Raw genomic sequence first — 256 nt, forward strand, 5'->3', positions numbered from 1 at the left:
TGTTTTGACTGGGGGAATTTCACGCACATCGGATAGCGGCCAGATAGGCTTTGTGACAGCCCCGGCGGCTTTCGAGGCTGATCGCTCCGGAACAGCCCAAAACAGGCAATATTCGTCCTTCACGCCGTATCGAACCGGCGCAATCGGCGTCATCACCGGTTTGCCGAACCGCCCTCGCCCTTTATAGAGTGCGCTTTATAGAGAGATGCGGGGCGTTCCGCCCAGCCATATATATATAAGCAAAGAGGACAGACTG

It is taken from the genome of Rhizobium sp. UBA1881, assembly GCF_002338015.1.
In the GTDB taxonomy this organism is placed as follows: domain Bacteria; phylum Pseudomonadota; class Alphaproteobacteria; order Rhizobiales; family Rhizobiaceae; genus Rhizobium.